1 protein-coding gene and 1 pseudogene are annotated in these 1,764 nt (G+C 55.3%); one reads left to right on the top strand and one right to left on the bottom strand.

What is annotated here, in order from left to right; genetic code table 11:
• The first annotated feature begins 202 nt into the window (after positions 1 to 202).
• Positions 203 to 466 carry a hypothetical protein gene (locus XcuCFBP2542_RS19475; RefSeq protein WP_146090371.1) on the top strand — a complete coding sequence of 88 codons (264 nt, stop codon included), beginning with the start codon at positions 203 to 205 and terminating at the stop codon, positions 464 to 466.
• Positions 467 to 689: 223 nt separating this feature from the next.
• Here XcuCFBP2542_RS19475 and XcuCFBP2542_RS18855 read toward each other — a convergent pair.
• Positions 690 to 1,673: pseudogene (locus XcuCFBP2542_RS18855) on the bottom strand (site-specific integrase); the annotation flags it as partial.
• Positions 1,674 to 1,764 lie beyond the last annotated feature (91 nt).

Here is a 1,764-nt window from a genome sequence, read left to right as displayed (position 1 = left end):
AACGCGCTTGGTGACTGACTGCGGCCATGTTCATCTCAGCACGGTGTGGATTGCCTGCAGAATAACATTTTTATGACACAGTAGGATTAAGCTGGCCGGAATAAGGCGCCTTCTTGCAGAAGCGCTAGCTAAAGGTGAAAAGGTCCTTGTCTACGGATGTTATGTTTTCTGGTATGAAACTCATAAGAACGTTGGCTGGCTAGTGAAGGAGCTTGGGTCAGCGAAGGGAAGCTCAGACGGAGAAGCTTTGTGGCGAGAAGGAACGATTATTTCGCAGAATCACGGACGAATTGTTGTTCTCCCCTACATCAAAGAAGATGGGGTAAAAGTAAAGGGGCACACCAAAAATGCCCCGCATGAGGGTCGTGCCCTTCCTCGGCACCCCGACGACATTGTTGAGATTCCTTTCGCCGAAATCGATGGTGATCTGATGATTGGCCTGGATGGTGAGCTTTTTTATGAGTAGTATTGAACTACACGCGCGCCGGAATCGTGCAACCGCCATACATAGACACCATTTAGATCGCTCCACTAGAGTATTGCTGCTTTGCTAGGTTGGTTTCGACTGGGAGAACGGTAGGTCAGTGGTAGGCATGTGGTGAGACTCATGGTGGAAAAGCCTGAGAATTTTTGGCAGGGCATACATGCGCCCGGATTGGTCGAGTGGTTCATTGGTTAGTTGCCGTGCGTTACGGGTAAAACTTGCTCGGATCAGCTAAGCACGTAGCAAACTGCCCTCGCTCATAGCGAGGCAGTTCCACATTGGGCTGATACAGCTCCAAGGCACTGATTTGCTTGCTTCGCGTCACCTGTGGTTTCTTGTGCAGGTAGTGCTGGCGCAAGACCTGGACCCGGTCGCGGGGATCGGTGCTGTGGCCCGTGACCAGGGCAATCTCCTTCTCCGGCACGTCGTTGACGTCGAGTTCGGTAGCCAGGGTGTGGCGGAAGGCGTGGAAGCCGATTCCTTTCGCGAAGCCCAGGCTCTTCAGGTAGCGCCCGAAGTCCACGACGAACTGCTGGCTGTAACGTGCATTCGTTTCCCCGGTGGTGCGGTTTACGCCCGCGGAGAGCAGCGGGAACAGGCGAGGGTGGCCGATCGCTTTCATGTCTTCCACGAACTCCAGAAATCCTGCCTCCAAGAGCGGCTTGGCGATGGGGATGATGCGCATGCATCCCGCGCCCTTCATGCTTTGCCGGCTGCGCCGTCGGCGTTTCGGGTCCGCGGCCAAGTCTTGGTCCAACGTCTTCTGGAAAGCAATGCACCACACCCCGCGTTCCTCGATGATGTCGGCCAGCTTCAGCTGGCAGACTTCGTTGACCCTGGCGCCGGTATATAGGCCGATCATCGGTGCCCACCAATACTGCGGTTTCTTAGCCCAAGGAATGAATGTCGCGGGGTCAAAAATGGCTTGCAGGTCTGCGTCCTCGAACAGGCGGATCGCCTTGTCGGGATCGATGGTGTCGTCCTTCTTGGGCTTTCGGAATGCCTTCATCGGTGACACGTCGATGGTCTGTCCGTTGACCAGGTGGTTGAAGAAAGCGACGAGGAACCGGCGATGACGCTCCTCAGTGGCAGGCGCCAGCGGCGGCACATCCTGCTCCTTCCCCAGCGCGATCGCTTCATCAAAGGAGAGATCCTTAAGCAGCGGATCCGACAATAGGTTCCTTGGGGCCGGTGATTGTCAACATAGTTGTCCGCTATTTCATGCTGCCAACTTCATGTCATCGGGTGCTTTTCTATCGTCGTTATCCGGGTTCAGCCAC

The sequence above is a fragment of the Xanthomonas cucurbitae genome, from assembly GCF_002939885.1.
Taxonomy (GTDB): domain Bacteria; phylum Pseudomonadota; class Gammaproteobacteria; order Xanthomonadales; family Xanthomonadaceae; genus Xanthomonas; species Xanthomonas cucurbitae.
This window is presented reverse-complemented; position numbering and strand designations above follow the sequence as displayed.